At 75.4% G+C, this 23,717-nt stretch carries 22 protein-coding genes; 11 read left to right on the top strand and 11 right to left on the bottom strand.

Annotated elements, in window-relative coordinates; genetic code table 11:
• Positions 1-299: 299 nt before the first annotated feature.
• A complete protein-coding gene (locus ACFVUH_RS24145) occupies positions 300-1,238 on the top strand; it encodes a glycosyltransferase family 2 protein (RefSeq protein WP_387915315.1) in 939 nt (312 codons plus the stop codon).
• 13 nt (positions 1,239-1,251) lie between these two features.
• Here the strand turns inward: ACFVUH_RS24145 and ACFVUH_RS24140 are convergent, their stop codons facing one another.
• Positions 1,252-1,821, bottom strand: coding sequence for a hypothetical protein (locus ACFVUH_RS24140; RefSeq protein WP_387915298.1), 570 nt, complete (start codon positions 1,819-1,821; stop codon positions 1,252-1,254).
• Positions 1,822-1,870: 49 nt separating this feature from the next.
• A complete protein-coding gene (locus ACFVUH_RS24135; protein WP_355365503.1) occupies positions 1,871-2,497 on the bottom strand; it encodes a hypothetical protein in 627 nt (208 codons plus the stop codon).
• Between the two features lie 180 nt (positions 2,498-2,677).
• On the opposite strand from ACFVUH_RS24135, the gene ACFVUH_RS24130 reads away from it, so the two are divergent.
• Positions 2,678-5,620 carry an FAD-binding and (Fe-S)-binding domain-containing protein gene (locus ACFVUH_RS24130; protein ID WP_387915297.1) on the top strand — a complete coding sequence of 981 codons (2,943 nt, stop codon included), beginning with the start codon at positions 2,678-2,680 and terminating at the stop codon, positions 5,618-5,620.
• A 158-nt stretch (positions 5,621-5,778) separates the two neighbouring features.
• On the opposite strand, the gene ACFVUH_RS24125 is transcribed toward ACFVUH_RS24130, so the two are convergent.
• Together ACFVUH_RS24125 and ACFVUH_RS24120 are read right to left on the bottom strand one after the other, a co-directional pair.
• Complete coding sequence (locus ACFVUH_RS24125; protein WP_355365509.1) at positions 5,779-6,246, bottom strand: CBS domain-containing protein; 468 nt, start codon at positions 6,244-6,246, stop codon at positions 5,779-5,781.
• A gap of 76 nt (positions 6,247-6,322) precedes the next feature.
• Positions 6,323-7,309 (bottom strand): slipin family protein, encoded by a 987-nt coding sequence (locus ACFVUH_RS24120; protein ID WP_387915296.1) that lies wholly within the window; start codon positions 7,307-7,309, stop codon positions 6,323-6,325.
• 139 nt (positions 7,310-7,448) lie between these two features.
• Here ACFVUH_RS24120 and ACFVUH_RS24115 point away from each other — a divergent pair, with 139 nt between their 5' ends.
• Positions 7,449-8,282, top strand: a complete 834-nt coding sequence (locus ACFVUH_RS24115; RefSeq protein ID WP_387915295.1) for a uracil-DNA glycosylase — start codon at positions 7,449-7,451, stop codon at positions 8,280-8,282.
• A 9-nt stretch (positions 8,283-8,291) separates the two neighbouring features.
• Here ACFVUH_RS24115 and ACFVUH_RS24110 read toward each other — a convergent pair whose 3' ends face one another.
• From ACFVUH_RS24110 to ACFVUH_RS24100, 3 genes are all read right to left on the bottom strand, one after another.
• Positions 8,292-9,167, bottom strand: coding sequence for a CHAD domain-containing protein (locus ACFVUH_RS24110; RefSeq protein ID WP_387915294.1), 876 nt, complete (start codon positions 9,165-9,167; stop codon positions 8,292-8,294).
• Positions 9,168-10,006: 839 nt separating this feature from the next.
• Entirely contained in the window at positions 10,007-10,393 is a 387-nt protein-coding gene (locus ACFVUH_RS24105) for a hypothetical protein (protein WP_387915293.1), read from the bottom strand.
• Between the two features lie 105 nt (positions 10,394-10,498).
• Complete coding sequence (locus ACFVUH_RS24100; protein ID WP_387915292.1) at positions 10,499-10,936, bottom strand: hypothetical protein; 438 nt, start codon at positions 10,934-10,936, stop codon at positions 10,499-10,501.
• A gap of 286 nt (positions 10,937-11,222) precedes the next feature.
• Here ACFVUH_RS24100 and ACFVUH_RS24095 point away from each other — a divergent pair, with 286 nt between their 5' ends.
• From ACFVUH_RS24095 to ACFVUH_RS24075, 5 genes are all read left to right on the top strand, one after another.
• Positions 11,223-11,900 (top strand): hypothetical protein, encoded by a 678-nt coding sequence (locus ACFVUH_RS24095; protein ID WP_355365529.1) that lies wholly within the window; start codon positions 11,223-11,225, stop codon positions 11,898-11,900.
• A gap of 208 nt (positions 11,901-12,108) precedes the next feature.
• Positions 12,109-12,942, top strand: coding sequence for a thioredoxin domain-containing protein (locus tag ACFVUH_RS24090; RefSeq protein WP_355365532.1), 834 nt, complete (start codon positions 12,109-12,111; stop codon positions 12,940-12,942).
• Positions 12,943-13,006: 64 nt separating this feature from the next.
• Positions 13,007-13,678 (top strand): vitamin K epoxide reductase family protein, encoded by a 672-nt coding sequence (locus ACFVUH_RS24085; protein WP_387915291.1) that lies wholly within the window; start codon positions 13,007-13,009, stop codon positions 13,676-13,678.
• A gap of 514 nt (positions 13,679-14,192) precedes the next feature.
• Positions 14,193-15,473: a hypothetical protein gene (locus ACFVUH_RS24080; RefSeq protein WP_387915290.1), complete on the top strand. Its 1,281-nt coding sequence runs from the start codon at positions 14,193-14,195 to the stop codon at positions 15,471-15,473.
• A gap of 97 nt (positions 15,474-15,570) precedes the next feature.
• Positions 15,571-17,754: a tetratricopeptide repeat protein gene (locus tag ACFVUH_RS24075; RefSeq protein WP_387915289.1), complete on the top strand. Its 2,184-nt coding sequence runs from the start codon at positions 15,571-15,573 to the stop codon at positions 17,752-17,754.
• 20 nt (positions 17,755-17,774) lie between these two features.
• Here ACFVUH_RS24075 and ACFVUH_RS24070 read toward each other — a convergent pair whose 3' ends face one another.
• The 4 genes from ACFVUH_RS24070 to ACFVUH_RS24055 form a co-directional block, all read right to left on the bottom strand.
• The gene (locus tag ACFVUH_RS24070; RefSeq protein WP_387915288.1) at positions 17,775-18,335 is read right to left on the bottom strand and encodes a helix-turn-helix domain-containing protein; all 561 of its coding nucleotides are present in this window, start codon (positions 18,333-18,335) and stop codon (positions 17,775-17,777) included.
• Between the two features lie 348 nt (positions 18,336-18,683).
• The gene (locus tag ACFVUH_RS24065; protein WP_387915287.1) at positions 18,684-19,760 is read right to left on the bottom strand and encodes a serine hydrolase domain-containing protein; all 1,077 of its coding nucleotides are present in this window, start codon (positions 19,758-19,760) and stop codon (positions 18,684-18,686) included.
• Between the two features lie 79 nt (positions 19,761-19,839).
• Entirely contained in the window at positions 19,840-20,382 is a 543-nt protein-coding gene (locus ACFVUH_RS24060; protein ID WP_355365550.1) for a GNAT family N-acetyltransferase, read from the bottom strand.
• Between the two features lie 24 nt (positions 20,383-20,406).
• On the bottom strand, positions 20,407-20,811 hold the full coding sequence (locus ACFVUH_RS24055) for an ankyrin repeat domain-containing protein (RefSeq protein ID WP_355365553.1): 405 nt from the start codon (positions 20,809-20,811) through the stop codon (positions 20,407-20,409).
• Between the two features lie 248 nt (positions 20,812-21,059).
• On the opposite strand from ACFVUH_RS24055, the gene ACFVUH_RS24050 reads away from it, so the two are divergent.
• From ACFVUH_RS24050 to ACFVUH_RS24040, 3 genes are all read left to right on the top strand, one after another.
• On the top strand, positions 21,060-21,254 hold the full coding sequence (locus ACFVUH_RS24050; RefSeq protein ID WP_355365556.1) for a hypothetical protein: 195 nt from the start codon (positions 21,060-21,062) through the stop codon (positions 21,252-21,254).
• Positions 21,255-21,362: 108 nt separating this feature from the next.
• Positions 21,363-22,946, top strand: coding sequence for a hypothetical protein (locus ACFVUH_RS24045; RefSeq protein WP_387915286.1), 1,584 nt, complete (start codon positions 21,363-21,365; stop codon positions 22,944-22,946).
• Positions 22,947-23,235: 289 nt separating this feature from the next.
• The gene (locus ACFVUH_RS24040; RefSeq protein WP_355365562.1) at positions 23,236-23,610 is read left to right on the top strand and encodes an RNA polymerase-binding protein RbpA; all 375 of its coding nucleotides are present in this window, start codon (positions 23,236-23,238) and stop codon (positions 23,608-23,610) included.
• Positions 23,611-23,717: the final 107 nt, after the last annotated feature.

Below are 23,717 nucleotides of genomic sequence, written 5' to 3'. Positions count from 1 at the left end.
GGCGGGAAGTTTTACGCACCCACCACTGGCGGGGCCCGCGTCGGGCAAACCCGGGGGGCCACTCGGCCAAATTGCGGTCAGGCCCAAAGAGCCCTGACCGAGTCGCAACAGCTTACGGCCCCCCGGCCATGCCCGACCCCACCACCGGCAGGACCCCGCCCAAAGCTTCCCGCCACCTCGTGGGTTGCCCGCCGGCCCGCACCGGGTGATCCGTGGAAGGGGCTCTGACCAGCGAAGCTATACCCCCGTGGGGGTTTGAATCCAAGCGTCCATGGGCAAAGTATGTATAAGGGAAGTCGCTGCTCGCCCAGTCCTTCCGCGACTTCGAGGCGCTGGTGGTCGTCGACCGCTCCCCCGAGTGCCCGGCGCAGCTCGCCGAGCGCTACGCCGCCCGCCACCCCCAGGTCTCCGTGCTGCGCCTGGACGCGGCCGTCGGCGTCGGCGTCAGCCGCAACGCGGGCGCCGGCCACGCCCGGGGCGAGTACCTGCTCTTCCTCGACGCCGACCACCTGCTCGCCCGCGACGCCCTGCGGTCCTTCGCCGACCGGGTGGCCGTGACCGGCCCGGTCGACCTGCTGCTCTTCGGCCACACCCGGCAGCACGCCGGGCGGGACTGGCCCGGCGCCGCCGAGCCGCTGCTCGCCGAGGCCGGACCCGAGGTGTTCGGCCCGCTGGAGCGCCCGGAGCTGCTGGGCGCGCCCGCGCTGATCTGGGACCGCCTGGTCGGCCGCGCGCACTGGCACCAGCAGGGCCTCACCTTCCCCGACGGCCGCTACGAGGAGATCCCGCCGGTGCACCGGGCGATGCTGACGGCCGGCCGGATCGCCGTCCTGCCGCGCGCCTGCGTGCAACTGCGCCGTCGGGAGACCGTCCACCCGACCGGCTCCCCGGGCGACAGCAGCTTCGACGTCTTCGACCAGTACGAGCGGACCTTCGCGCTGCTGGACGTCCTGGGCTCCCCGGACGCCGTCCGGGAGGCGCTGTTCACCCGGATGATCCGCCACTACCTGTTCGTCTTCGAGCTGGCCGGCTGCGTCGCCCGCGCCGAGCGCCCGCAGTTCTTCCACCGGGCGGCCGAGCACCACCGCCGCTTCCAGCCCCCCGGCCACCGCCGCCCGGCCGGCCGCGAGGGCGTCAAGTTCTCCCTGCTGGCGGGCGGCGCCTACCCGGCGTTCGAGGTCGCCAAGCTCTCCCACATCGCCGCCGGCACCCTCACCGGAGCCGCCCGCCGCCGCTGACGCCGGCTCGGCGTCAGCGCGGCCCGCGGTACTCCAGGCGGACGGCGTCGAGGTCCACCGGCCGCTCGTCGTACGCCTCGGCCCCGTCGCGGAAGGCCTCCGGGGTGCCGTCGACCAGCAGCTGGAACAGGTGGTCGGCGCCGTCGGGGTCCTCGCCGTCGGCGGGGTCGAAGCGGACGTCCCCGGTGCGCCACCGATCGTCGCCGGCCTCCCGCCACAGACAGACCGTCACATCGGGCACGTCGTCGCCGGCCGCCTCCCCGGGCAGGGGTCGGAACACCTCCGGCACCGCGTCGAGCACGCCCGGCCACACCGTGCCGTCGCCCGCGTGCGGGCTCAGCGGCGACTCGTGGTCGAAGCCCAGGGCCACCGCGCCGTCGGCCGTGAAGACGATCGCGTAGGAGTCCCCGGCGCCGTTGTCCATCCAGGCCACGTCGCGGCCCGGCGCCTCGTCGGCGGCGAAGCCGTGCCGGCGGTACGGGTCGTCCGGCGCGAGAAGGGCCTCCGCCGCGGCCGACGCGCGGCAGAGCTCGCGCGGGGCGGGGACGGCGGGCAGCCGTCGGGCGACGTCGTGCACACTCATGGCCGCATTCCAGCGGACGCCTCCGACAACGGCGCCGGTGACCGGGCGGTCAGCGGTGCGCGGTGCCGCCGTCGGCGGCGAGGGCGGCGGCGATCCGGCGCAGGCTGTCGGCGCGGACGTCGTCCGGCAGCGGCGGCAGGAGGTCCATCCACAGCGGCAGGGTGGAGCCGAGCAGCTGCCGCTGGCCCTCGGGACGGGCGATCAGCCACAGGTGGAGGTGGGCCGCGCCGTCGCCCCAGCGGCTCACGTGGACCCTGCCTATGCCGCCGAGCCCGAGGATCGCCCGCTCCGTGCGCTGGAGCACCGGGCCGAGCTCGGCGGCCCGGGCCGGCGGGAGGTCGAGCAGGTCGTGGTGGCCGCGCGGGTTGAGCAGCAGCACGGCGGGCAGGCCGTGCGGCTCGCCGTAGGCGCGCAGGCGCCAGTGCTCGTCGGTCCAGACGTAGTCCTCGTCCGGGCGACCGCACTCCCCGCACTCGGCCGGGCCCGCCTCGCCGTGCCGGGGCGGTTCGGGCAGCTCGGGGGCGTCCAGCGTCCGCACCCGCAGCCCGCCGCCCTCGGAGGGCTCGTACGGGAAGATCGACCAGGACGGCGCGGCGTCCTCGGGGATCGGGAGCCGCTCGCCGACCGGCAGGTGGGCGAGGAAGGGGCGGGGGGCGTCGTGAGGGTCGGTGATCATGGGAAGGACACTGCCAGACGCCCCGGGTACCCGGCCAGCCCTTTCCCGGTACCGCCCGCCGGTCGCGGCTGCGATGATCGGCACAGCCGCACAGCCGCACAGCCGCACCCCTGCACAGCCGTGCCTTCGCGCCGCCGCACCCCCCGCACCGCTCCGCGTCCCGCCCGGGAGGACCCGCCCGTGAGCCGCCCCGACACCGCGCCCGGCACCGACCTGGCCCGCGAGCTGTCCGCCGTGCTGCGCGGCGACGTCCGCTTCGGCGCCGCCGAGCGCACCGTCTACAGCCACGACGCCTCCAACTACCGCCAGCCGCCGCTCGGCGTGGTCAAGCCCGCCGACCTGGACGACGTGCGCACCGCGCTCGCGCTGTGCCGCCGTTACGAGGTGCCGGTGGTGGCGCGCGGCGCCGGGACGAGCATCGGCGGGCAGGCGATCGGCCCCGGCGCGGTGGTGCTCGACTTCCACCGCCACCTCGGTGCCGTCCTCGCCGTGGACCCGGAGCGCCGCACCGCACGGGTCGAGCCCGGCACCGTGCTGGACGACCTGCAGCGCGCCGCGCGACCGTACGGGCTGCGGTTCGGGCCGGACCCGTCCACGCACAGCCGCTGCACCCTCGGCGGCATGATCGGCAACGACTCCTGCGGCGCGCACTCGGTGGCCTGGGGCCGGACCGCCGACAACGTCGAGTCGCTGGACCTGCTGCTCGCCGACGGCACCGAGCTGACCGTCGGCGGCCCGCTCGGCCCGGAGGAACGCGCCGCGCTCGCCGCCCTGCCCGGGCGCGTCGGCCAACTCCACCACCGGCTCCAGGAGTTCACCGACCGGAACCTGTCCGTCATCCGCCGGGGCATGCCCGCGCTGCCGCGCCGGGTCTCCGGCTACCCGCTGGACGCGCTGCTCCCCGAACGCGGCCACCACCTGGCCCGGGCGCTCACCGGCACCGAGGGCACCTGCGCGCTGCTGCTCGGCGCCACCGTCAAGCTGGTCGAGGACCCGCCCGCGCGCGCCCTGGTGGTGGCCGGCTACCCGGACGAGACGGCCGCCGCCGACGCCGTCCCCGCCCTGCTGCCGCTCGGCCCGCTCACCGTCGAGGGCATGGCCGCCGACCTGCTCGCCGCGCTGCTCGCCGCCGGTCCGCGCCCGCCCGTCCTGGACCGGCTGCCCGACGGCGCCTGCTGGCTGTTCCTGGAGGCCGGCGGCGCCACCCCCGCCGAGGCGCTGGACGCGGCCCGCCGGCTCGCCGACGCCGTCCGGCGCGAACGCACCGCCACCGCCGCCGTGGTGACCGACCCGGCCGAGCAGCGCCGACTGTGGGGCGTGCGGGAGGCGGGCGCCGGCACCGTCACCCGGCTGCCCGGGGGCGGTGAGGCGTGGCCCGGCTGGGAGGACTCCGCCGTCCCGCCGGAACGGCTCGGCGACTACCTGCGCGAACTGCGCGTGCTGCTGCGCCGGCACAGCCTGCGGGGCGTCCCGTACGGGCACTTCGGCGAGGGCTGCGTCCACCTGCGGATCGACTTCCCGCTCGCCCAGCCCCACGGGGTGCTGGTGTTCCGGGAGTTCCTGGAGCAGGCCGCCGATCTGGTGGTCTCGCACGGGGGTTCGCTCTCCGGCGAGCACGGCGACGGCCAGGCCCGCGCCGAACTGCTGCCGCGCATGTACCCGCCCGAAGTCATCGACCTGTTCCGGGAGTTCAAGCGGATCTGGGACCCGGAGCGACTGCTCAACCCCGGCAACCTGGTCGACCCGCGCTCACTCGACGCCGACCTGCGGTTCACCGGCCCCGCGCCGACGCTGCCACTCGCCCTGCCGTACGAGCAGGACGACGGCAGCCTCGCCAAGGCGGTGCGCCGCTGCGTGGGCGTCGCCAAGTGCATCGATACGAGCACCGGGGTGATGTGCCCCAGTTACATGGCCACCGGCGAGGAACGGCACTCCACCCGCGGCCGGGCCCGGCTGCTCGCCGAAATGCTGCGCGGCGGCGGCCCGTTCGGCGGCGCGATCGCGGACGGCTGGCGCTCGGCGGAGGTCCGCGAGGCACTGGACCTCTGCCTCGGCTGCAAGGGCTGCGCGAGCGACTGCCCGGTCCACGTCGACATGGCCACCTACCGGACCGAGTTCCTGTACCAGCACTACCGGCACCGGCCGCGGCCCGCCGCGCACTACGCGCTGGGCCGGCTGCCGCTCTGGCTGCGCGGCACGGCCCTGGCGCCCGCGCTGGCGCCCGCCCTGGCCAACACCCTCGCCCGCTCACCGGCCGCCGGGGCGCTCAAGCGGCTCGCCGGGATCGACCCGCGCCGGGTGCTGCCGGTCCTGCCGCCGGAGACCTTCACCCGCTGGTACCGGCGCCGCCGCGCCGCCGCCGGCCCCGCCCCGGCGGGTGTGCCGCCCGTGCTGCTCTGGCCGGACACCTTCGCCAACCACCTGCAGCCGGAGGTACTGCGCGCCGCCGTCGAGGTGCTGGAGCACCTGGGCTTCGACGTCCGGCTGCCGGCCGGTCCGGTCTGCTGCGGCCTGACCTGGTACTCCACCGGCCAACTCACCGGCGCCCGCCGGGTGATGCGGCGCAGCCTGGCCGCGCTCGCCGCCACCGGTCTGCCCGCCGGCACACCGGTCGTCGGGCTCGACCCGAGCTGCACCGCGACGCTGCGCGAGGAGGTGCCGCGCCTGCTCGGCGCCGAGGGCCGCCCGCTGGCCGAACGGACCCTTACGTTCGCCGAGTTCATCGACGCGTACGCGCCCGACGCGCCGCTGCCGCAGCTGCCGGTGGACGCGGTCACCCAGACCCACTGCCACCAGCACGCGGTGCTCGGCAGCGCGGCGGACCGCCGGGTGGAGCGGCGGATGGGCGTCAACAACCGGGTGCTGGACTCGGGATGCTGCGGGCTGGCGGGCAACTTCGGCTTCGAGCGCGGCCATTACGAGGTCTCGGTGGCGATCGCCGAGCGCGTCCTGCTGCCCGAGCTGCGCGCCGCCGGGCCGGACACCGTGGTCCTCGCGGACGGCTTCAGCTGCCGCACCCAGATCGCCCAGCTCGCCGAGGGCCGACGGGCCCTGCACCTGGCGGAGCTGATGCGGCGGGCGCTGCACGCCCAGACGTCCGGCGACCGGCGGCCCCCTCGGTGACGGCGAAGCCCTGACACCGTGCGGCGCAGCCGTCACACTGACCGCACGGCCACGCTCAGCATCGGCCTGAGCGCGGAGGACGGAGAGCGGAGGGCGAGCGACGAGGCGGCCCACGCCACCGCGGTCCACGCGCCGGCCTGAGCCTCCTCATTCGGTCCTCACACGGTCTGCGGCGTCTCCAGCACCTCCTTCGAGCGCGGCGAGTCCTCGGCGCAGACCGCCGTCACGAACTCCGCCACCCGGGCCTGGGGCATGCCGCGCGCGATGTCCGCCTCGCTGATCATGCCGACCAGCTCGTGCTCGGGGTGGTTGATCACCGGCAGCCGGCGCACCCGGTACTGCTCCATCACCCGCAGCACCTGCTCGACGTCCTCGTCCGCCTCCACCGTCATCGGCCGCCCCTGGGCCACGTCCCCGGCCGTCACCCGCTCCGCGTCGAGGCCCTCGGCCACGCACTTGAGCACGATGTCCCGGTCGGTGAGGATGCCCAGGAGCTTCTGCCGCTCTCCGCAGATCGGCAGTGCCCCGACTCCGCGTTCCTTCATGATCCGGGCCGCGGCGGCGAGCGTCTCGTGCTCGCCCACGCATTCGGCGCCCCGGTGCATGATGTCGCCCGCATTGGTCATGATCGGCCTCCTGACGTGCCTGCCACTGCCACTTCTCCATCGTGGTCCGGCGCCGGGAGCCCCGCCACCGGGCCCGCTACGTCCTTCCGTCGCTCTTCTCGCTGTCGTTCTTGCCGCCGTTCTTGCCGTCTCCGGCGTACCGTTCCGGCGGGTCCACCGGCGAGCTGTCCAACACCTCCTCCAGCGGAGGCAGTTCGAGCTGCTCCATGCCGGGCAGCGGCGGGGCCTCGACCTTCCCGGGCTGCACCGGTTCCACCCCGTCCACGCCCGAGCCGCCCTGCTCCGCACCGCGCCGGTGCGTCTCGGTGGCGCTGTCCAGGAACCGCAGCAGCTCCACCGGGAACGGCAGCACCAGCGTCGAGTTCTTCTCCGCCGCGACCTCCACCACCGTCTGCAGCAGCCGCAGTTGCAGCGCCGCCGGGGTCGCGCTCATCACCTCGGCCGCCTCCGACAGCCGCGCGGACGCCTGGTACTCGCCGTCCGCCGTGATGATCCGCGCCCGCCGCTCCCGCTCGGCCTCCGCCTGCCGCGACATCGAGCGCTTCATCGCCTCCGGCAGGGCGACGTCCTTGATCTCCACCCGGTCGATCTCGATCCCCCAGCCCAGTGCCGGACTGTCGATCATCAACTCCAGGCCCTGGTTGATCGGTTCGCGGTTGGCCAGCAGGTCGTCCAGCTCGCTCTTGCCGATGATCGACCGCAGCGAGGTCTGCGCCACCTGGGAGATCGCGAAGTTGTAGTCCTGCACGTTGACGATCGCCTTCACCGGGTCCTCCACCCGGAAGTACACCACCGCGTCCACCCGGACGGTCACGTTGTCCCGGGTGATGCCCTCCTGCGCCGGGATCGGCAGCGTCACGATCTGCACGTTCACCCGGCGCAGCCGGTCCGCGACCGGCACCAGCGCGACCAGCCCCGGATCGCGCACCTCGTCGCGCACCCGGCCGAAGCGGAACACCACACCCCGCTGGAACTGCTGCACGACCCGCAGGCTCATCCCTCCCACCACGGCCGCCAGCAACAGCACCGCGACTATGACCCCGACCACCACATCGACGACCATGACGGCCTCCTCGCGCAGCAGCGAGCCCCGGCCGTCGCCGACCCGCTCCGGCCGACGGCCACCGGAACCACTGGTTCCACGCTACGCCTGCCCGGTCGGTGCCAGAACGAACCCGATTCGCGGGCCTAGGATCGTCGCCATGCCGCAGTCCCCCGCCGACCCGGCGCGCCCCTCAGGCCCGTCGGACCCCGCCGGCCCGCCGGACCCCGCCGACGACCCGGGCCACCCGCGCCACCCCGCCGAGGCGGCCGCCCGCGCCGTGGACCTGGCCGCCCTCGACCGGGTCGTCACCGGCTGCCGGGCCTGCCCGCGGCTGGTCGAGTGGCGCGAGGAGACCGCCCGCACCAAACGCCGCGCCTACCTGGACTGGGACTACTGGGCCCGCCCCGTCCCCGGCTTCGGCCCGCCCGACGCCCCGCTCCTCCTGGTCGGCCTCGCCCCCGCCGCGCACGGCGCCAACCGCACCGGCCGGATCTTCACCGGTGACCCGTCCGGCGACCTGCTCTACGCCGCCCTGCACCGGCTGGGCCTCGCCAACCGCGCCGAGTCCGTCCGCCACGGCGACGGCCTGGCCCTGCACGGCGTGCGGATCACCGACCCGGTCCGCTGCGCCCCGCCCGACAACAAGCCCAGCACCGCCGAACGCGACACCTGCCGCCCCTGGATCACCCGCGAACTCGAACTCTGCCGCCCCACCGTGCGCAGCGTCGTCGCCCTCGGCGGCTTCGCCTGGCAGGCCCTGCTCCCCGCACTCGACGCGGCCGGCTGGACGCTCCCCCGGCCCCGGCCGCGGTTCGGCCACGGCGCCCACGTCACCCTGCCGGCCCGCGACGGCGGCCCGCCGCTGGAGCTGTTCGGCTGCTACCACGTGAGCCCGCGCAACACCAACACCGGCCGCCTCAGCACCGCCATGCTGCGCGACCTGCTCCGCACCGCCGCCCGCACCGCCGGCCTCGACCCGGCCGAGGAGTAGCCCCCGCCCTCACCCGAACCGCGCCAGCTTCGGCCGGGCGGCCCGCGCCCACACCTCCGGCAGCGCGCGCCGGGCCCGCTCCGCCTCGGCCAGCTGCTGCCCGTAGAGCACGCCGTAGGCGAACGGCTCCCCGGTCGCGCCCGCCCGGTCCCGCAGCGCGGCCGACGCCACCACCGCGTCCTGGTGCTCCCCCAGCACCTCCTGGACGGCCCTCATCCGCTCCACGTACCGCTCCGCCGCCCGGCCCGCCACCGGCACCGCGGTCTCGCCCGCGTACCGGGCGCGCTTGGCCGCCTTCCGGGCCTCGTGCAGGGCCGCGTCCGGTGCCGAGGCGTCCGTGAGCGCCGACCGCACCCGCTCCGCGGTCCGCCGCTGCTCGCGCCCGGCCACCCGGGCCAGCTCCGGACCGGCCGCCCGGTCCGCCCGTCGGCGCAGCGGCGGGTCGGCCAGCAGCGCCGCCAGGCCGGCCGCCAGGGCGCGGCGGCGCGGGCTGTCCAGCGCGGCCACCACCTCCGGCCGGACCCGCCGGTACTCGGCCCGCCCCCAGTGCTCCAACTCCGCCGCGATCCGCTCGGGCCCGCACTCCGCGGGCAGCTCCCGCGCCCGGGCCGCCAGCCGCTCGCCCAGCACCTCGCGGTCCCGGGCCCGCCCCAGCGCCGCCGCGAGCCACCGCAACTCGGCCACCAACTCGTCCGCGGCCCCGGGCGCGAGCAGCCGCCGGTAGGTGCGGAAGGCGCTGCGCAACCGCCGGCACGCGACCCGCATCCGGTGCACCGCGTCCGGCTCGTCCGCCCGTACCGCCTCGTCCAGCCCGGCCAGCACCTCGGCCTGCGCCCGGATCCGCCCGAGCACCACCTCACCCACGGTGACCACGTCACCCGCCATCCGCCCGCACCCCCTCCAGGGGCCGTCCAGAACCCCTCCAGGCTAGCCCGGCCACCCCACCCGCCACCAAGCCGCAGCGGCTCGAACTGACAGGAGCAAGCGGCGCAGGAGGTCGATCCGGCCGACCTTTGGCGCCAGAACCGCGGACCGCATCACCGGATCGAGAAGTCGGCGCAGCTGACTCTCCGGGCCGCGCCGGGCCGCTGTCGCCTTGGCGGGGTCGCAGGGACGGTGGGTGAGGGAGCGGATCCGCGCTCGGACGGACGCCGGGTCGGACTTCCCCCGTGTGGGCCCGGGCGGGCTTCAGCGCCGCGAACACCACACTGGCCACAAAGACCGCCGCACAGCCCGAAGCGAGCCACAGCCACCCCCGGTGATGCCCCCGCCTCCTGGGCCCCGGCCTCACCCGAGGCCCCCGCACCCCACGGCGGACGGGGCATGAAGCCGACGCGGCAGGGCGGCACAACTGGCGTGCGAGCAAGCTGACATGACATCAGGATGCCCCGCGAGCAGTGGGCGACCACAAAACCCGTCCTTCGCGCGCCACCGCGTACCCCGGGTTCGCCCGGTCTCGACGAGCGCCTCGGCCCAGCTCGGAACCGGGCCGGTCCGGCACCCGGAATCCCGCCGAGGCGCGGCGGCAACCGACACCGGAAGTCGGCCAGGCCGACTTCCGGTGCCATCCCCCCGGCTTCCGCACCCCCGCCCTGTCAGGAAACCGCAGCGCCCGATCCGGCACCTGCCCGCCGACACCTGGCGCCGGAACCCCGCACAGCAGCGCCGGATCGAGAAGTCGGCGCAACTGACTCTCCGGGCCGCGCCGGGCCGATGGGGGCGGGTCAGGGGCGGAGCTGGACGGCGAGGGACATGGTGTAGCCGACGAGGGCGGCGAAGAAGACGACCGCGGTGGTGTAGCGGGTGGTGAAGGGGAGGCCGGCGAGGGCGGGGTAGAGGAGGACGGCGGTGCCGGCGGCGAGGTCGGCGAGGTAGAGGCCCCGGGGTGGGACGGTGCCGGTGGTGCGGGCGGCCCAGCCGGTGGCGACCAGGAAGCCGGTGAGCAGGATGAAGCCGGACAGCAGGCCGGAGCCGATGCTGGAGAGCACGGGGTGGGGTTCGGGCGGGAGTTCGCCCTCGGGAACGGCCGGGCGCACCTGGTGGGCGATGGCGAGGGCGCCGACGGCGACGGTCACGCACGCGGCGGCGCTCAGCAGGGGGGCGGGGTTCATCGGCGGCTCCGGGAGGTCGTGCGGTGGTGGCCCAGGGCCGCCGCGAGGGCGGCCGGGAGGAGGACGGTGAGGACGAGCACGGCCGTCCAGGCGGTCGGGTCGAGCTCACCGGCGGGCGGTGCGGCGGGCGGCGGGGGCGCCGCGGCGACCACCGCGACGGTGGCCGTCGGGCCGGGGGCGGGCGGCGGCGCCGGGGGCGGGGGCGGGGGTTGCGCCGTCCAGCTCGGCGAGGCCTGCACCGGGGCGGGGGCGGGTGGCCGGACGGGCGGGACCGCTTCCACGGTGATCGGGGCGCGTGGCGGGGGCGGGGGCGGTTTCACCGCGTGCGGCGGCGGGGGCGGTGAGGGGGCCAGGGCGGCCGGGGAGGTCGGGGAGGTCGGCACCGCCGGCGAAGGCGGAGCGGGTGTGGACAGCGGCGAGGGCGAGGGGGCCGGCGAGGGGTCCGGGGATGGAGTCGGCGCGGCGGTCGACACAACAGGCGACGTCGACGTCGGCGAGGGCGAGGGCGGCGGGGCCGACGGCGACGGCGACTGGCAGTGCCACGGCCAGGGCCAAGGCGGCCACGGCGGCCACGGCCACGGCGGCGCCGTCGGCCCCGGGCCAAGGGCGTAGTCCATCGCCCGATTGTCGGACCGTCCCACCACCCCCGTCAGGGCCTGACGGCCCTTCACCCGACCCGCGCCCCGTCAAACCCATCGCCGCGGTGAACTCCTCACCCCCGATCCCCGAACACACGACCGCTGCGGGACAACCTGTGCCCGGATCCGGCCGTACCCTGGGGACGCACCCTCGTGCCCGATGTAAACGCCGTGACATACTCCCGAACGTGATGACGACCTCCACCCACGCGACGAGGGCCCTGCGGGCCGCGGTGTTCACCGCGCTCGCCGTGCCGCTGTCCGCGCTGGGCCAGGTCCTCATCACCGGCCGTCCGCTGCCGCTCGCACTGGTCGGGATGGCCACCGCCGTCGTCTTCCTGGTGTCGGCCGCGCTGGCCGGCGGGGAACGGCGGCTGTCGCAGATCGCGGCCGTGATGGTCCCGGTCGAACTGCTGCTCAACACGACCTTCAACCTGGGCCAGACCAGCTGTGGTCCGGTCCTCGGCGGCGACCTGCCGGCCCGCGGCATGAACCTGCTGGTCTGCGGTGGCGGCTCGGTGGACGGATCGTCGCTGTTCTACGGCCAGTTGGGCCATTCCGGACGGCTGGCACCCGCCGCCACCCAGGTACTGCTCCTGCTGGTGCACCTGGTGATCGCGCTGGCCGCCGCCGCCTGGCTGCGGCTCGGGGACGCCGCCCTGTCGAGCCTCGGGCGGGCGCTGCGCGCGCTGCGCCAGGCCGTCGCCGCGCCGCTGCGGGCGCTGGTCCTGCTGCTCGTCCCGGCGCCGGCCCGGCCGGTGCTGCGGGTGCCGCTGCCGGTCTCGGACCGCCGCCGCCCGCGCCGCGAGGACGTGGTGCTGAGCCCGGCGCCGCGCCGCGGCCCGCCGCTGCTCGCGCCTGCCTGCTGACGAGCCCCTGAAACCCGGTCCCTCGCCCGAAGTCCGAAGAAGCGACGGCCGGTCCTCCGTGGGCCCGTGGCGGGCGGCGCACGACTCCGCCTCCCGTCCAGTCACCCCTCCGACCCCGCGCGCCCGTGCCGAGCACGCCGTGCCGCGCGCCGGAGCGGGACACCCCCGTGCGCCCTGTTGCGCGCCCCCAATACGGAGTTGACCGAGCATGGCTCAGCCCACCCAGAAGCCCTCCCAGAAGCCCTCCCGCAAGCAGGCCCAGAAGATCAGCGCCCGCGAGCGCATCCAGGAGGCCCAGCGCCAGGAGAAGCAGGCCGCCAAGCGCCGTCAGCGGATCGTCGTCGGCGTCTCGGCCGTCGTCGCGCTCGCCCTGGTCGGCGGCACCGCGCTCGCGATCAGCATGGCCGGCGACAACAAGTCCTCCTCGACCGCGGCCGAGCCGACCGCGCTGGTCGTGCCGGCCAACACCTCCGGCCCGGACGGCACCGTGATCACCTACGGCAAGCCCGACGCCGCGCACACCCTCCAGGTGTTCGAGGACTTCCGCTGCCCGGTCTGCAAGACCTTCGAGGCCACCAACGGCGACACCATCAAGAAGCTGGCGGACGACGGCACCGTCAAGGTCGAGTACCACCTGGCCGCGTTCCTGGACAAGAACCTCGGCGGGAAGGGCTCGCGCACCGCGCTGGCCGCGATCGGCGCGGCGGTGAACGAGGGCGTGGACAAGTTCAAGGCCTACCACGACGTGCTGTACGCCAACCAGCCGGACGAGCGCGAGGACGGTTTCGGCGACGTCAACCACCTGCTGCAGCTGGCCGACCAGGTGCCGGGGCTGAAGTCGGACGCGTTCGTCAAGGCGGTCACCGACCGGACGTACGCGCCGTGGGCGAAGAAGGTCGCGGACGCGTTCAACGACAGCGGGGTGACCGGCACCCCGACGGTGAAGGTGGACGGCAAGCCGCTCACCCTGTTCAGCGGCAACCGCGCGATGACGCCGGAGCAGTTCACCGCCCAGGTGAAGCAGGCCGCGGGCTTGCAGTGAGCACCACCGGCCCGGCCGATTCCCGGCCGGGCCGGCCCCTTCCTCACCCACGGAGTGCTCTGCCATGACCGCATCGACCGCTCTGCCCCCCTCCTCCCCGTCCTCCCGCCCCGCCTCCCCCGCGCCGGCCGCGCCCGGTTCGGCGCCGATCGGCGCGGGCCGCGCGTTCTCGGTCTTCCTCCTGATCGCCGCCCTGATCGGGCTGGCCGCCTCGGCCGTGCTGACCTTCGACAAGCTCCGCATCCTGGAGGACCCCTCCTACATCCCGAGCTGCAACCTCAACCCGGTGATCAGCTGCGGGTCGGTGATGCGCACCGACCAGGCCGAGGTGTTCGGCTTCCCCAACCCGCTGCTCGGGCTGGCCGCGTTCGGCGCGCTGGCGGCGGTCGGTGCCGGGCTGCTGGCGGGGGCCGCGTACCGCCGGTGGTTCTGGCTCGGTCTGCAGGCGGGGACGCTGTTCGGGGTGGGCTTCGTGCACTGGCTGATCGACCAGGCGCTGTACGACATCGGCGCGCTCTGCCCGTACTGCATGGTGATCTGGGCGACGGTGGTGGCGCTGTTCTGGTACACCACGCTGCACAACCTGCGCTCCGGGGTGATCCCGGTCGGGCCGCGGCTGCGGCCGGTGGTCCGGGAGGCGGCCCGCTACCACTGGGCACTGCCGGTGCTGTGGGCGGCGGTGATCGCGCTGCTGGTCCTCAACCGGTTCTGGTCGTACTGGTCCACGCTGATCTGACGCCGCGCCACCCGGACGGTCCGCCGGTTCGCCGATCCGTACGGCGTTCGCGACCCCGTACGCGACCAGTTCTCGCCCTGGACCCGAAGTGTTCGCGAGGCATCGAGTACAGCCCTCCTCCCCTGCTAGAGATGACGTGTCCCCGACGGATCCGGGTCGGCCGCAGCTGCGGCGGCCGGGTCCGGTCCGGGGGCACCGTCGTCCCTACACCCGGTGAGAGGAGGTGACCTTCATGAAGAAGATCGCCATTCGCAAGGCGGGCTCCGTCCGTCTGACCAGCGGCGCCTCGCTCTACGGCGGCGGGCCCTGTGGCCCGACCTGGCCGCCCGTGGTGCTCCCGGCCTAGTCCCGAGCGCTACGACCCCGGCGGCGGGCGTTCCAGATCCCCGCCCGCCGCCGGTGGCCCGCGCCCACCGGCCGCGCCCACCGGCCATGCCCGCGAACCGCACCCGCGAACCGCGCCGAGGACCAGGCGCGCCGACGACCCGTGCCCGGCGATCCGCTTGGAGGAGCGATGCCAGACCGGCCTGCCACCGCACCGCCGCCCGGACCGGCGAGCGACGACCACCCCGCCTCCGAACAGCCGCACGGAGCAAGCCCGTTGGCGTTCCACCCGCTGGTCTTCCAGTCGGAGGGCGACGAGGTGACGGTCGGCCGGCTCGACGAGGGCACCTTCGTCGTACTGCCCGCCGACGGCGCCGCCCTGCTGCGGCGGCTGGTCGACGGCGCCGAACCCGCCGAGGCGGCCCGGTGGTACGCCCGGAGCTACGGCGAGACGGTCGACATCGCGGAGTTCGTCACCGACCTCGGCGAGCTGGGCTTCCTGCGCGACCCCGACCAGGCGCCCGCGCCACCGCCCGCGCCGGTGCGCTGGCAGCGGCTGGGCCGTGCGGTGTTCTCCCCCGTCGGCGCCGCGCTCTACCTGGCGCTGCTGGCCGGTTCGGTGGTCGTCCTGGCCCGCTCGCCCGAGCTGGTCCCCGGCTACCGGCACCTGTTCTTCACCCCGTACCTGTCGGTGCTGGTCATCGTGATGTTCGTGGCCCAGGCGCCGCTGATCCTGGTGCACGAGGCCGCGCACGCGCTGGCCGGCCGCCGGCTGGGCCTGCCGTCCCGGCTGTCGGTGGGCCGGCGGCTCTACTTCGTGGTGGTGCAGACCGAGCTCGACGGCCTGGTCACGGTGGACCGCCGGCGCCGGATCCTGCCGATGCTCGCCGGGGTGCTCGCCGATCTGGGCGTCCTGGCCGTGCTGACGCTGGTCGCGGCCGGCACCCGGCACTCCGACGGCGCGCTGTCGGCGGCCGGCGGCGTCGCACTGGGCCTGGCCTACTCCACCGTGCTGCGGGTGATCTGGCAGGCCCTCTTCTTCCTGCGCACCGACGGGTACTACCTCGTCGTCACCGTCCTCGGCTGCGTGGACCTGCACACCACCGCCAAGCAGCTGCTCGCCGACCGCTGGGCGCGGCTGCGCGGCCGCCCGGCCCCGTACGACCCGGAGGGCTGGCACCCCCGGGACCGCGCGGTGGCGCGCTGGTACTCGGTGCTGATGGCGCTCGGCTACGCGACGGCCCTGGCGACGCTGGCGGTCAACCTGCCCCCGATCGTGGCCAGGGCGTCCCGGTCGGTGCTCGACCAACTGTCCGCAGGCGGCGGCCACCGCTGGGCCGGGCTGGCCGACAGCGTCGTCTTCCTCTTCCTGACCGTCGGTGAACTCGCCGTCTCCACCGCCCTGTACCTGCGCGAGCGGCGGGCCCGGCGCGCGGCGGCCGTCCCCGACGCGCTCCCGGCGGCCCCGTGATCCCGCGCCGTCCTCCGCCCCGCGATCCAGCCCCCTCCCGCCCCGCTCCCGCCCCTCCCGTCCCGCCCGCTCCCGTCCCGCCGCCCCTGGAGGTCCGATGTCCACACCGCCCACCGGATCCGGCCACCACGTCCTGGTGACCGGGAGCCTGCGCCGCGACCGCGCCGCCGCCCGCGCCGCGCTGGCACTGCCGGCGCCGCTGCTGCCCGGGCTGCCCGAGGTCTCCGCGCACCGCCGCCTGCGCGGGCCGTACACGGCGGCCGGTACGGTGCTGCGCGCCGTGGTGCCCGCGGCGGCGGAGCGCTGGCCGGAGCTGGTCGCCGCGCACCAGGTGGAGCTGCTGACCGCCGCGCCGGAGCTGCGCGAGCGGGTGCCGGCCGACCGGGAGACGCTGACCTCGCTGGCCGTCCCGCAGGAGCGGACCAGGTTCTACTCGCGCTGGCGGACGCTGCGCATCGCCCACGGCCTCCAGGAGTTCCTGACCGAGCTGCTGACCCGGCGGGCCGACGGACCGCACGCCCTGGTCCTCGAGGACCTCGACCACGCCGACCCGACCGACCTGGAGTTCCTCTCCGTCCTGCTCCGCCGCACCGACCCGGCGCTGCTGACCGTGGTCGCGGGCGGGACCGCGGCGCTGCTCGACCCGCTGCCCGTGGACCGGGCGGTGGAGGCCGGCACGCCGCTCGGCGAGAACCTGCCCGAGGTGCTGACCCGGTACTGCGCCCTGGTCGAGGCCCCGGCCGCCCCGAACGACGAACCGCAGGACGAGCCGCAGCGCGGGACCGACCCGGGCGCCCTCGCCGCCTGCTACGTAGCCGCGGACGGCACCGACGACGACCCGGCCGTCCTGGCCGGCTACCGGGCGCTGCCCGTACGGGAGCGCCGCGAGCTGCACGACCGGCGGGCCGCGGAGCTGGCCGCGCTCGGCGAGCCCTCGCTCGACCTCGGCGCCCTCCCCTACCACCTGGAGCACGGCACCGACGTGGGCGGCGCCGGCCTGCCGGCCCTCGCCAAGGCGATGGACGCCTGCATGCTGCTCGGCTTCTACCACGCCAGCCTGGAGTTCTGCCGCCGCGGCCGCTCCCACCTCGACCCGGTGGCGTTCCCGCAGGCCTGGTGGCACTTCACCGGCAAGATGCCCACCTCGCTGTCCGCCCTCGGGCGCGCCGACGAGGCCGAGGCGGTCTGCCAGGAGGTCCGGGTCCACTCCGTCGACCCGACCGCCCACCTGCAGTGCGCGTACGCGACCGCGATGCTCTACACCCGGCACCGCTCCCCGGACCGCCGCGACCACGAGCGGGCGGTCGCCTGGATCAACCAGGCCATCGCCATCGCCTCACTGCTGCCGGACCCGCGCCAACGCGCCTTCAACACCGTCTTCCACAACAACGGCCTGGCCCTCATCGAGGCGCACCGCGGCCGCCCGCAGGCCGCGCTCGACCTGGTCACCGCCGGGCTGGCGGAGCTCGACCGGGACCTCGGCGCGGACGAGCACGGCCTGCACCGCTCGGTGCTGCGGCACAACCGCTCCACCGTGCTGACCGGCCTCGGCCGGCTCGACGAGGCGCTCGCCGACCTGCGGTCCGTCATCGACAGCGACCCGAACTACCCCGAGTACCACTTCGACCTCGGCAACCTGCTGCGCCGGCGCGGCGACGAGGAGGGCGCCCTGGCCGCGTACGAGACGGCGCTGCGGCTCGGCCCGCCGTTCCCCGAGGTGTACTACAACCGCGGCGACGTGCGCTGCTCGCTGGGCGACGTCGAGGGCGCGCTCGACGACTTCGGCTACGTCCTGGTGCTGGACCCGAGCTTCGTCGACGCCTACGTCAACCGGGCCGGGCTGCTGCTGGACGAGGGCGATGTGGCGGGGGCCGAGCGCGACGCCCTGGCCGGCCTGGCGCTGGCCCCCGGGAACGCCCACCTGCTGGCGGTGCTGGGCCGGGTGCACGCCGAGCAGGACGACCAGCGCTCGGCGATCGAGGCCTTCGACCGGGCGCTGAGCACCGATCCGGACCTGCTGCCCGCGCTCTGCGGGCGCGCCGGGGCCGCCTACCGGGCGGGCGAGCCGGAGGCCGCACTGGCGGACCTCCAGCACGCCGTCAGCCTCGCGCCCGGGGATCCGCTGGTCCGCTACAACCGCGCCTACGTGCTGCTGCGCACGGACCGCTGGGAGGCGGCGCTGGCCGACCTGGACATCGCCGCCGCGCTGCTCCCGGACGACGAGGACGTGCTCGCCGCCCGCGCCGAGTGCCTGGCCCGGCGCGCCGCGACCACCGGCTGACGGCGAGCCCGTCGCGTTCCTCACCCGCGCCAGCGGTCGACCACGACGCGGGTGCGGGAGAGGACCGCGACGGCGAGCCGGGCGGCGGCGTCCAGCACCGAGTCGGGCGCGGCCGGCCGGTGCGGACCGCCGCCGGGGACCGTCCGGGCGGGCTCCGGCGGCACGGGCGGGGACGGCGGGGCCGGTGCCGACGGCGCTGCGGCGACCGCCGGGCGGTCGGTCAGCCGGCGGGCCCGGTCGGCCAGGGCGCGCCGGCGCAGCGGCAGCAGTGTGCCCGGCGGCAGGCCGAAGCACTCCTCGTAGGAGCCGGTCAGCGACTCGGAGGGGATCCGGCGGCCGGCCTCGATGTCGGAGAAGACGCTGTGCGCGCTGTAGCCGAGCCGCTGGGCGAGCGCCCGCATCGACAGTCCGCGCTCCAGCCGCAGCCGCCGCAGCGCCGTTCCGAACTCCTCGCCCGCCAATTCCGCGCGGGCCGCTTCCGAATCCGGCCGAGCGGCCTTGTCGGACACTCCCGCAAATAACTCCCGACCGCCACCCGGGAAGGTCCGGCGCCGGTCGCCGGCGGAGTTCTGGACCACCATGGAATCACCGCATTCCTGAAATCGTGCGCTGCCCTGGAAACTCACGGTCGCCGCCGCCCGGGCCGTGTTCCTCCGGGCAGAACGGCGCTGACCTCGGCCGATCCCGGCCGAGGCGGAGCGGCCGACACCCCCCGAGAGGCCGGAGCGGATTCACCCCCCAGAAATCTGGGGGTCTTCCGGCCCTGTTTCCGGCACCCTTCCCCCGGGGCGTCGGAAATATCGGTGACAGCCTTGCGCAATAGTCCCGCAACAGGGATCAGCATGCCCCTCGGCGCCGCCCCCGTCAATGGCGTGAAGCATCGTCCGAAAGGCCCACGGAATTCCCGGCGGACGCCTTTCGCCGCAGGTCTAACCGAAGACCGCCCGGCGGAAGGCGTTGCGCAGGTCGGTGAGCGGCCGGAAGTCCCGGTCGTAGTGCACCTTGTTGGTGAGCAGCAGCGCCCAGCGGCCGCGGCGGCGGGAGACCCAGACGCCGGTGCCGGTGAAGCCGTAGTGGACGAAGGTGCCCTCGGCGGGGTCGGTTCCGGCGGCGCAGAGCCAGGACAGGCCGCGGGCGGGCGCCAGCCCACCGGTCTGCACCCTCAGCGATTCGGCGATCCACGGCTCACCCCACGGTGGCGCCGCCCCGGCGGGCGGGGCGAGCAGCGCGGCGAGGAAGCGTTCCAGGTCACGGGCGGTGGAGAAGGCGCCGGCGTTGCCGGAGACGCCGCCGAGCAGCCGGGCCGAGGGGTCGTGGACGACGCCGCGCAGCACCGCGCCGACCGTCGCCTCGTACGCGGTGGGGGCGGTGCGGTCGGCGGGTTCCGGGCCGAGCGGGCCGTAGCGGGTGTCCGTCATGCCGAGCGGTCGCCAGGTCTGCCGGGCGGCGAGTTCGTCGAGCGGCGCACCGGCCAGGGACTCGACCAGGTGGCCGAGCAGCACGGCGGCCCGGTCGGTGTACTCGACGGCGGCGCCGGGCGGACGGTGCAGCGGGGCGGCGAGCACCCCGGACAGGATCGCCGCCGGGTCGGTCCCGTAGAGTTCGGCGAACCGGGTGCGCAGCGGCAGTCCCGCCGTATGGGTGAGGAGTTGACGGGCCGTCAGCATTCCGACGGGGCGGCCCCCGGCCGGCGGCCAGTACTCGCCGACGGGCCGGTCCAGCGGAAGGCGGCCGGCCTGCCACAGGGCGCCGGCGCACGGCCAGAGCGCGACGATCTTGGTGACGCTGGCCAGGTCGAAGACCGTGTCGTGGTCCATGGGCCGCTCGCCGCACGGGCCTCGGCCGAGAACGCCGACCCGGCCGCGGCCCCGGACGCCGTCCGCGTCGCCGACCGACCAGACGCCGCCGGTCCCGGCGGTCCGCAGCCCGGTCGCGACCAGTCGTTCCAACGGACCGCCGGGAGCCGCGAGTTCGGCGAGCGGGGCGGGTCGCACCGATCCGGTCATGCGTGCCGCCCCCTGTCCCGCGGTCCCTCCCGAGCGGGCCCCTCGGACCCGTCGGGAGGCTACCCGCCCGGAGCCCGGGTCAGACGGCGGGCGCGCCGCCGAACTCCTTGCCGAGGCAGATGCTCTGCTCGTGCTCGCGGTAGAGGCCGAACTTCTCGATCGCCGTGTAGCCCTCGGAGGTGTACAGGGCGACGGCCTCCGGCTGCTCGGTGCCGGTCTCCAGGATGAACCGGGTGCGCCCGGCCTCGGCGGCGGTCCGCTCCAGGTGACGCAGCACCACCCGGGCCAGCCCCCGGCCGCGGGCCACCGGCCGGACGAACATCCGCTTCAGCTCGGCGTCGGTGGCGCGGATGCCGAACGGCTCGGCCTGCTTGGCGCGCCAGCCGCCGCAGGCGACCGGCTCGCCGTCCAGGTAGGCGACCAGGAAGAGCCCGGCCGGCGGGTCGAAGTGCTCGGGGTGCAGCTCGGTGAGGTCGGCCTCGCCGTACCGGCGCACGTACTCCTGCTGCACCTCGGCCGCGAGGAGCTGGGCGTCGGGGTGGCCGAAGCCGGTGATCCGGATCTCTGTGCTGCCGCCCTTCGCGTCGCGCACGAAGGTTCCGCCGTTGGTGGTGCTCTCCATGGTGGTCAAGCGTACGGCCCGGGCTCAGCCCGCCTCGGGGCGGCCCTCGAAGCGGGCGACCAGCGCCTCCTTGCCGAACATCCGGGCGGTGTCGACGGCGGACGGAGTGCCCGCGGCGGGGTCGGCGCCGGCGGCGAGCAGGGCGTCGAGCACGTCGTCACCGCCCTTGAAGACGGCCCCGGCGAGCGGGGTCTGGCCGCGGTCGTTGGCCCGGTTCGGGTCGGCGCCGCGCTCCACCAGGGCGGTGACGGTGGCGGCGTGGCCGTGGTAGGCCGCGAGCATCAGCAGGGTGTCGCCGCGGTCGTTGGTGAGGTTGGCCGGGGCGCCGGCGTCGACGTACGCGGCGAGGGTGGCGGTGTCGCCGGCCCGGGCGGCGTCGAACAGCTTGCCGGCCAGGGCGATCACATCGGCGTCGGGGGTGTCGGTCATCTCGGGGCCTTTCTCCGGGGACGCGCCCGCGCGGGGGCCCGTCGGGGGTGGTCGGTGTCGCGCCGGACGCACGCTAGCGCACGCCGCGCGGGCGCGAGGGCCGCGCGGCCGTTCGGAGGAACTTTCCGGACGGGAGCGGCAAGTCCGGCAAACCACCCATTTGCCCCGTTCCATCCTCTATTACCTTTTGTCACGATTGTGGCACTTTCCGTGGCACCGTCCCCGCACCCTCCCCCGAGGAGCAGCTCGTGATCCTCTCGATTTCCGGCATCGTCCTGTTCGGCACCATCGCCTTCCTCTTCTTCCGCAGGGACGGACTCAAGGTCTCCCATGCCCTCGTCTGCGCCCTCTTCGGCTTCTACGTCGCCGGCTCCTCGATCGCACCGAGCATCACCGCCGGCGGCGCCAGCCTCGCCGGCCTGCTCGGCGGCATCAAGTTCTAGCGCGTTCTCCGAGACACCCCCGGGCCCGGGCGCGGATCCCACCGCCCGGGCCCGGCCGTTGCCGCAAGCCCTTCCCACCGACCGTCCCACTCGCCCGGGGAGCCAGGAATGCCGCTCAACCGCCACCACCTCAGCAAGGGCCGCGACCTCGTCCGCACGGCCGGCGACCACGCCTCCGACATGTTCGCGCCGCTCACCGTGATCGGCCGCGGGCTGCGCCACCACACCGCCTGGGCCAAGGAGCGCTGGCGGACCACCCCCAAGGACCGGCGCGGCCCGACGCTCTTCCTGACCGCCGCGATGCTGACCGGGATCTACCTGCTGCCGCACGGCCTGCTGTTCGCGCTGATCGCCCTGATGGCCAGCGCCGCCTGGACGGGCCGCGCGCCCAAGGCCCCGCCCGCCGCGCCCGAGCCGGACGTCGCCGACGTGAAGCTCACCGCGCTGTACGCCGCGCTCACCCCGTACCTGGCCGGGCCGGAGGGGTTCGGCCCGCTCTACCACCACGAGGGCGGCTACCGGGACGTCTTCTCCGGGTGGGAGTTCGACACCGAGGGCCGGCTGGCCCGGCTGGAGATCGCCTACCCGCCCTACTTCACCGACACCGAGCCGGCCGCCCGGGCCCGGATCGAGCAGGTCGTCCAGGGCAAGGCCGGCCGGGCCCGGGAGTACCGCTTCGACTGGGACGAGGAGTCCAACAAGCTGCGGATCGCCGCCCTGGCGCCGCTGCCGACGGACATCGCCGCCCAGCGGTTCGTGGCGGCCCCGGGCGAGATCGTGCTCGGCTTCACCGACGAGAACGGCAGCGCCCGCACCATCCCGGTGCACCAGGGCGGGGCGCTCGCCCAGCAGCCGCCGGTGGTCTGGCGCACCGGCCCGCGCTCGGCCGAGCCGCACCTGCTGGCGCTCGGCGTCAGCGGCTACGGCACCTCCAGCCTGATCCGCTCGGTGGCACTGCAGGCCCTGCCGTTCGCCGACCTGGTGGTGATCGACGGCGCCGGGACCGGCGAGCACGCCTGCTTGGTCAACCGGCCCGGGGTGCACACGGTGGAGACCAGCCTGCACGGCGCGCTGGCCGCGCTGCAGTGGGCGGCCGGCGAGACCGAGCGCCGGCTCACCGTGCTGAACGCCGCCCGGCACGCCGGCACCGCCCCGCCGGAGGACGTCTCCCGGCCGCTGTGGCTGCTGCTCGACCACCCCACCGAGCTGAGCGAGCTGGCCCACGCCGAGGGCCGCCCGGACCCGCAGGACCTGCTGGAGCTGCCGCTGCGGCACGGCCGGGCCGCCCGGGTGACCGTGGTGGTCGCCGACGACGTCGAGGCCCGGGACCGGATCTCCCCCAGCGTGCGGGCCACCACCCGGGCCCGGGTGGTGCTCGGCCCGGCCGGCCCCGAGGAGGGCCACGCGGCGCTCGGCGTGCCGCTGGACATCGTGCCCGCCGCCCAGGCCCCCGCCGGGCGCGGCTACGCCCGGATCGGCACCGGCGCCCCGGTCCGCCTCCAGGTCCCGGCCACTGTCGATCCGCTGGACGAGGACGCCCCGGCCGCGCTGCGGGACGCGGTGATCGCCCTGCTGCCGCACCGCGACACCCGCACCGAGGCGCCCGCCCTGGCCGAGCCCGCCGCCGGGCCGCACGCCGGGGTGGACCTCGCCAAGGGCCCGGGCGCGCTACGCTTCCGCCCGCTCGCCTGATCGCCCGGCCGGCACCCGGACGGGGAGGGGCGGCGCACACCGCCACCCCCCGTCCCGGTACGCTCGTCCAGGAACGGCCGATCGATCACCAGATGTGAAATAGGTGACACCTGGGGTGATATCACCGGCCAGATGTGACAAATCGGGCGCCGGTGGGTACAAACAGGGGCGGCACGACAGACGACGCATGTCCCGGGACGGGAATCTTCGTCGGAAGCCGAGCGTTAACCGAACGACGAAGAACAGCGACCACTAGTCCTGTGGGCCATAAGCCCGGGAGGCACGATTCATGAGCGAGCGAGCTCTCCGCGGCACGCGACTCGGGGCCACTAGCTACGAGACCGACCGCGGTATCGACCTGGCTCCCCGCCAGACCGTCGAGTACGCATGTCAGAACGGACACCGATTCGAGGTTCCCTTCTCGGTCGAGGCGGAGATCCCCGCGACCTGGGAATGCCGTTTCTGTGGCCAGGAGGCAGCACTTCTCGACGGCGACGAGCCGGAGGAGAAGAAGGTGAAGCCGACGCGCACCCATTGGGACATGCTGATGGAGCGTCGGACGCGCGAGGAGCTGGAGGAGGTGCTGGCCGAGCGGCTGGCCGTTCTCCGGTCCGGTGGGATGAACCTCGCGGTGCACCCGCGGGACACCCGCAAGAGCGCCTGACCCCGCTCCCGCCCGCCGGCGGGAGCACGCGAAAAGGGACCCTGGTCACCAGGGTCCCTTTCGCGTTGCCGGGCCGGGCCACCCGGTTCGGGCGGCCCGGCCCGCGG

It is taken from the genome of Kitasatospora sp. NPDC058032 (assembly GCF_042885845.1).
GTDB lineage: Bacteria > Actinomycetota > Actinomycetes > Streptomycetales > Streptomycetaceae > Kitasatospora.
This window is presented reverse-complemented; position numbering and strand designations above follow the sequence as displayed.

What these genes read in the sequence shown, in the direction of transcription:
- ACFVUH_RS24140 (WP_387915298.1), bottom strand. Translation starts at nt 1,821, where the DNA reads ATGAGTGTGCACGACGTCGCCCGACGGCTGCCCGCCGTCCCCGCCCCG.
- ACFVUH_RS24135 (WP_355365503.1), bottom strand. Translation starts at nt 2,497, where the DNA reads ATGATCACCGACCCTCACGACGCCCCCCGCCCCTTCCTCGCCCACCTG.
- ACFVUH_RS24125 (WP_355365509.1), bottom strand. Translation starts at nt 6,246, where the DNA reads ATGACCAATGCGGGCGACATCATGCACCGGGGCGCCGAATGCGTGGGC.
- ACFVUH_RS24120 (WP_387915296.1), bottom strand. Translation starts at nt 7,309, where the DNA reads ATGGTCGTCGATGTGGTGGTCGGGGTCATAGTCGCGGTGCTGTTGCTG.
- ACFVUH_RS24115 (WP_387915295.1), top strand. Translation starts at nt 7,449, where the DNA reads ATGCCGCAGTCCCCCGCCGACCCGGCGCGCCCCTCAGGCCCGTCGGAC.
- ACFVUH_RS24110 (WP_387915294.1), bottom strand. Translation starts at nt 9,167, where the DNA reads ATGGCGGGTGACGTGGTCACCGTGGGTGAGGTGGTGCTCGGGCGGATC.
- ACFVUH_RS24105 (WP_387915293.1), bottom strand. Translation starts at nt 10,393, where the DNA reads ATGAACCCCGCCCCCCTGCTGAGCGCCGCCGCGTGCGTGACCGTCGCC.
- ACFVUH_RS24095 (WP_355365529.1), top strand. Translation starts at nt 11,223, where the DNA reads ATGACGACCTCCACCCACGCGACGAGGGCCCTGCGGGCCGCGGTGTTC.
- ACFVUH_RS24090 (WP_355365532.1), top strand. Translation starts at nt 12,109, where the DNA reads ATGGCTCAGCCCACCCAGAAGCCCTCCCAGAAGCCCTCCCGCAAGCAG.
- ACFVUH_RS24085 (WP_387915291.1), top strand. Translation starts at nt 13,007, where the DNA reads ATGACCGCATCGACCGCTCTGCCCCCCTCCTCCCCGTCCTCCCGCCCC.
- ACFVUH_RS24080 (WP_387915290.1), top strand. Translation starts at nt 14,193, where the DNA reads ATGCCAGACCGGCCTGCCACCGCACCGCCGCCCGGACCGGCGAGCGAC.
- ACFVUH_RS24075 (WP_387915289.1), top strand. Translation starts at nt 15,571, where the DNA reads ATGTCCACACCGCCCACCGGATCCGGCCACCACGTCCTGGTGACCGGG.
- ACFVUH_RS24070 (WP_387915288.1), bottom strand. Translation starts at nt 18,335, where the DNA reads ATGGTGGTCCAGAACTCCGCCGGCGACCGGCGCCGGACCTTCCCGGGT.
- ACFVUH_RS24065 (WP_387915287.1), bottom strand. Translation starts at nt 19,760, where the DNA reads ATGACCGGATCGGTGCGACCCGCCCCGCTCGCCGAACTCGCGGCTCCC.
- ACFVUH_RS24060 (WP_355365550.1), bottom strand. Translation starts at nt 20,382, where the DNA reads ATGGAGAGCACCACCAACGGCGGAACCTTCGTGCGCGACGCGAAGGGC.
- ACFVUH_RS24055 (WP_355365553.1), bottom strand. Translation starts at nt 20,811, where the DNA reads ATGACCGACACCCCCGACGCCGATGTGATCGCCCTGGCCGGCAAGCTG.
- ACFVUH_RS24045 (WP_387915286.1), top strand. Translation starts at nt 21,363, where the DNA reads ATGCCGCTCAACCGCCACCACCTCAGCAAGGGCCGCGACCTCGTCCGC.
- ACFVUH_RS24040 (WP_355365562.1), top strand. Translation starts at nt 23,236, where the DNA reads ATGAGCGAGCGAGCTCTCCGCGGCACGCGACTCGGGGCCACTAGCTAC.